The organism is Thermogladius sp., from assembly GCF_049970955.1.
In the GTDB taxonomy this organism is placed as follows: Archaea; Thermoproteota; Thermoprotei_A; order Sulfolobales; family Desulfurococcaceae; genus Thermogladius.
The window spans coordinates 1-5,236 of sequence record NZ_JBMFLY010000056.1 but is presented as its reverse complement, the minus strand read 5'-3'; the positions used below and the strand labels follow the sequence as shown (position 1 = coordinate 5,236).

Here is a 5,236-nt window from a genome sequence, read left to right as displayed (position 1 = left end):
ACCACGACCACTCCGGCTACGAAGTACAAGATAGCCATAGTGTACGACATCGGCGGTAGGGGCGACCTCAGTTTCAACGACATGGCCTACATGGGAGCTATGAGGGCCAAGCAGGAGCTGGGCGTAGACGTGACAGAGGTGCAGAGCGTCACGGAGCAGGACTACCTGCCGAACCTGAGGACGCTGGCGAGTAGCGGCGAGTACCTCGTGATAATAGCGGTCGGCTTCCTGATGTCGTCCGCCGTAGACCAGGTGGCGCAGGAGTACCCCAACCAGCTGTTCGCCATCATAGACGCGTACGTGAACAGGTCTAACGTCTTGAGCGTCTTGTTCAAGGAGCACGAGGGTAGCGCGCTCGTGGGCGCGCTGGCGGGCATGGTGGCCCACTACTACAACTGCTCGGCCGTCGGCGTAGTCCTGGGCATGGAGATCCCAGTCCTCTACAAGTTCGAGGCAGGCTACTACTGGGGTATTAGGTACGGCGAGCAGGTCTACGCGCAGCAGACCGGCCAGCAGGTGAAGCCCCTGAGGATACTCTACACCTACACCGGCTCCTTCAACGACCCAGCCAAGGGCAGGACGGCGACCGAGGCCCAGCTGGCCCAGGGAGCGTGCGTGGTCTACAACGTCGCCGGCGCGACGGGCCTAGGCATAATACAGGCGGCCGAGGCCGCGGGCAAGGCCGCGGGCAAGCAGTATGGTCCCCCCTTCGCGATAGGTGTCGACAGCGACCAGGACTGGATCGCGCCGGGCTTCGTGATAGCTAGCATGGAGAAGAGGGTGGACGTAGGCGTCTTCGAGGCTGTTAAGAGGGCCATTGATTACAGGGAGGGCAGGATAAGCCAGTACGGCGGTGTCCTCGAGCTAGGCCTCAGCGTGAGGGGCGTCGACATAAGCAGCGTCGAGGACCTCCAGACATTCCTCCAGATAGCCCAGCAGGCCGGTAGGCAGGTTAACGCGACCGACATCATCCAGAAGGTCCAGGCCATGAGGAGCCAGATACCCAGCTGGATATGGGACGCCGTGAGCAACCTGAGGAGCCAGTTGATCAGCAACCCCGCCGGAGTGAAAGTGGGCAACCTAACGTTCGCGCAAATCGAGGACATGGTGCCCTTCGACGCCGCTAAGATCGCTCAGGTCAGGCAGGCCCTAAACGTTGGTTAGGGCCACCTATCATCACAAGCTTTTTTAAATAATCCTACAAGACTGTTTACAATTATAAGCCACTAGTAAGCCCGAGGTGGAGCCTTGCCACTTGAGAACGTCGTAGAGATGGAGAAGATAGTGAAAGTCTACCCCGACGGTACCGTAGCCCTTAGAGGGGTAGACTTCCAGCTGAGGAAGGGGGAGATACACGGGTTGTTGGGCGAGAACGGTGCCGGCAAGACGACTCTGATGAAGATCCTGGCCGGCATCCTGAAGCCCACAAGAGGTGTGGTGAGAGTGTACGGCAGGCCCGTCAGTTTCTCGAGCCCGAGCGACGCGCTCCGGCTTGGTATAGGTATGGTTGCGCAGTACCCCGCTCTAGTCCCCGTATTCACTGTTAAAGAGAACGTATTCCTGGGCTTGAGCAGGCGCGAGGTGAGCTTGGAGAAGCTCGCTAAGCTCATGGAGGAGACCGGGCTGAAAGTCGACCCAGACGCCGTGACAGAGTCGCTGCCCATGGGCCTCAGGCAGAAGACCGAGATACTCAAGATCCTCTACAGGGGTGTGAGAGTCCTAATCCTAGACGAGCCTACCACGAACCTGACACCGATGGAGACAGAGGAGCTCTTCAAGACCCTGAGGAGGTTGAGAGACCAGGGCGTGTCGATAGTGTTCATATCGCACAAGCTGAAGGAGGTCCTCTCGATCACCGACAGGATCACCGTCCTGAGGAGGGGCGTTGTCACGGGGGTAGTCGACACGAGCAAGACGACCCCAGAGGAGCTGGCCAAGCTCATGGTGGGTAGAGAGGTCTTCCTGAAAATACCTAAGAGGCCCGTTCAAGCGGGCGAGGAGGTGCTGGTCGTCGAGGACCTGTGGGTGAGGGGCGATAGGGGCGGGTGGGCTGTGAAGGGCGTCAGCTTCGGCGTGAGGAAAGGCGAGATATTCGGCATAGCGGGCGTCGAGGGCAATGGTCAGAAGGAGCTGGTTGAGGCCCTAACGGGCCTCCGCAGGGCCGATAGGGGCAAGGTACTGTTGTCCGGGAGGGAGGTCACCAACAAGACCCCCCAGGAGCTGTATAGGCTGGGCCTGTCTCACATACCGGAGGACAGGGTTGCGATGGGCCTAGTTGTAAACATGAGTGTAGCCGAGAACGGGATACTGGGTCTGCAGAGGAGCAGGCTCTTCACAAACCGCCTCGGGCTGCTGAAGACGAAGGCGATAGTCGAGCACGTCTCGAAGCTCGTGAGGGAGTACGAGATCGTGGTGGGGAGCATCAACAACCCGGCTAGGAGTCTCAGCGGCGGTAACCAGCAGAGGCTCGTATTGGCGAGGGAGCTCTCGAAGAACCCTTCGATCATCGTGGCGTCCAACCCCACGAGAGGCCTCGACGTCGCTTCAACGGAGTTCGTGAGGAGGAAGCTCGTCGAGATGAGGGACCAAGGGAAGGCGATACTCCTGGTCTCAGCGGACCTGGACGAGGTCATGGACTTGAGCGACAGGATCGCGGTCATGTACGAGGGTAGGTTCATGGGCGTGGTAGACGCGAAAGAGGCCGACGAGAGGCTCCTGGGCTTGATGATGGGCGGTTACACCCTCGAGCAGGCCAGGCAGTTGAGGGGTGGTTAGAGTGGCCTACTCGAGGTTCATAGAGTACGCCTTCTCGTTCATCGAAGTCGTTGTCGCTATAATAGTCGGTATTTTGGTAGGCGCGCTGGTCATGGCTCTCGGCGGGTACAACCCGTGGGACGCCTACCACCAGTTGTTCGTACCGACGCTCACGACGACCTACGGGCTGGAGATGACCCTCAGCTTCGCAGCGCCCATAATGCTGACGGCTCTAACGTTCGCCGTCGGTGTTAGGGCAGGCCTGTTCAACATAGGCGCCGAGGGGCAGATGTACATGGGCGCGCTAGGCGCGGTGCTGTTCGGCGTTATAGCACTTCCACCCTTCCTCTACCTGCCCCTCGAGTTCGCGCTTGGCGCAGCTCTCGGCGTCCTCTGGGGGTTGATAGCGGGGGTGCTAAAGGCCTACAGAGGCGTGAACGAGGTCGTGTCGACGATAATGCTGAACTGGATAGCCTACTGGCTAGTCGAGACCATGAGGGTCTATGTCATACCAAACCCTCTAGACGCGTCTAAGACTGTCTCCGTGCCCCCGGCTGGTAGGCTGCCCCTCCTGGTCAGCGGGACGGAGCTCTCAGCGAGCATCATAGTGTCGGTAGTAGTACTTTTGATCACGTACATCCTGCTGTGGAGGACCGCTATAGGCTACGAGATAAGAGCTGTGGGCTACAACCCCGTGGCCTCGAGGTACGGTGGGATAAACGTGAGTAGGGTTTCGCTCTACTCCTTCATAATCGGCGGAGTGACAGCGGGCTTGGCGGGCGTGTGCGAGGTTTCCGGTAGACCGCCGTCGTACGCGATAACGACTGGCTTGAGCAACTTGATGGGCCTCGGCTTCGACGGCCTAGCGGTGTCGCTCATAGGCAACAACCACCCCCTGGGCATCCTGTTCGCCTCTATCTTCATCGGGGTCATGAAGGCGGGGTCGAGGAACATGCAGATCAAGGCGCACGTACCGCTAGAGATGGTCCAGACGGTACAGGGCCTGATAATAGTAACGCTCTCGATACCCGGCCTGGTGAGGCTGATACTCAGGAAGGCTAGGGGGTGGAAGTAGATGGAGTGGTCCACGCTCTGGCAACTGTTTGTCCAGACCCTCAACGCGTCTACACCCCTACTCCTCGCGGCTACGGGCGAGATAATAGGCGAGAGGGCAGGGGTAGCCAACATCGGACTAGAGGGCATCATGCTGATCTCGGCCTTCACCTCCATATACGTGGACAGCCTCTTCGCAAACCCGTGGCTCGGCGTGCTCGCCGGCGTGGCCACGGGCCTTCTACTGGGGCTAGTCCACGGGTTCGTATCAGCCTACTTGAAGGGTAACCAGATAGTGACGGGTACCGGCGTCAACTTGTTCGCTACAGGGTTCGTGGCGTACTCGATTATAGCCTTCTTCCACGTTGCGGGCTACTACACCATAGACATATCGCTGACAGTCCCCAAGGTCTTCGGGCTGTCGCCCATAGCGCTCTCATCAGTGGTTATAGCCGTCCTATCGTACTACTTCTTGTTCAGGACGCAGGCCGGGCTCGCCATCAGAGCCTGCGGTGAGAACCCCGAGGCAGCCGACTCCGTAGGCGTGAGAGTCGAGCTGGTCCAGACGGCGGCCTCAGCAATAGCCGGGGCGCTCACCGGCTTGGCAGGGGCTTTCTTGAGCATCGACTGGAACGCTGGGATAACGAAGCAGATCTCGGCCGGTAGGGGCTTCATAGCGCTGGCCACAGTAAACTTCGCCAACTGGAACCCGATACTCGGGATAGCGGGGAGCTTCCTCTTCGGGTTCTTCTGGGTTCTCGGCGAGTGGATGAAAAACATTGGGTGGCTCAAGGAGATCATACCGGTACACCTCTTCAACACGATCCCCTACGTGGCTACACTAGTAGTCGTGGCAGGGGTCATCGGTAAGTCCCGGCCGCCGAAGTACGTGGGAGTGCCCTACAAGAGGGAGTAAGCCCGCAGGCGCCGCCAGGCTAACCCGTTTTTACCTTTGTGAACGGAATAGTCTCCTATCAAGGCTGCGAAAAAGGCCGCGGGGGTGCGTCCTTTTGCCCCGCGAGTACCCCGAGTACGCGATAGCCTCCGTGGGCGCTGTAGTGGTCAAGGACGGGAAGATACTCTTGGTCGAGAGGGGCTACCCTCCCGGGGTGGGCTTGTGGTCCATTCCGGGCGGGGCGATCGAGGCCGGCGAGTCAATACTAGAGGCGGCTGTCCGGGAGCTCGAGGAGGAGACCGGGCTTAGGGGGAGGCCGGTGGGCGTAGTCTGGGTGTCCGAGTCGATCGTGAGGGACGACGGCAGGGTCAAGTACCACTACGTGATAGTAGACGTCCTCTTCGACCCGGAGACCCTGAGCGGCGAGCTGAGGCCCGGCGGAGACGCGAGGAGGGTGGGGTGGTTCGACCTCCGCGAGGCTGCGGCAAGCAGCCTGGTCACCCGCTCGACTAGGAGGCTGGCAGAGGTTCTACT

At 59.9% G+C, this 5,236-nt stretch carries 5 protein-coding genes; all 5 read left to right on the top strand.

The features are described 5' to 3' along the window. A partial coding sequence (locus ACP5VX_RS06015) for a BMP family lipoprotein (protein ID WP_428724981.1) occupies window positions 1-1,164 on the top strand: 1,164 nt, incomplete at its 5' end. An 84-nt stretch (window positions 1,165-1,248) separates the two neighbouring features. Further along, window positions 1,249-2,775 (top strand): ABC transporter ATP-binding protein, encoded by a 1,527-nt coding sequence (locus ACP5VX_RS06010; RefSeq protein WP_428724980.1) that lies wholly within the window; start codon window positions 1,249-1,251, stop codon window positions 2,773-2,775. 1 nt (window position 2,776) lies between these two features. After that, window positions 2,777-3,829 (top strand): ABC transporter permease, encoded by a 1,053-nt coding sequence (locus tag ACP5VX_RS06005; protein WP_428724979.1) that lies wholly within the window; start codon window positions 2,777-2,779, stop codon window positions 3,827-3,829. Next, window positions 3,830-4,723: an ABC transporter permease gene (locus ACP5VX_RS06000; RefSeq protein WP_428724978.1), complete on the top strand. Its 894-nt coding sequence runs from the start codon at window positions 3,830-3,832 to the stop codon at window positions 4,721-4,723. A 94-nt stretch (window positions 4,724-4,817) separates the two neighbouring features. Next, a partial coding sequence (locus tag ACP5VX_RS05995) for an NUDIX hydrolase (RefSeq protein WP_428724977.1) occupies window positions 4,818-5,236 on the top strand: 419 nt, incomplete at its 3' end.

Coding starts and splice junctions, on each gene's coding strand:
- ACP5VX_RS06000 (WP_428724978.1), top strand. CDS start 3,830: ATGGAGTGGTCCACGCTCTGGCAACTGTTTGTCCAGACCCTCAACGCG.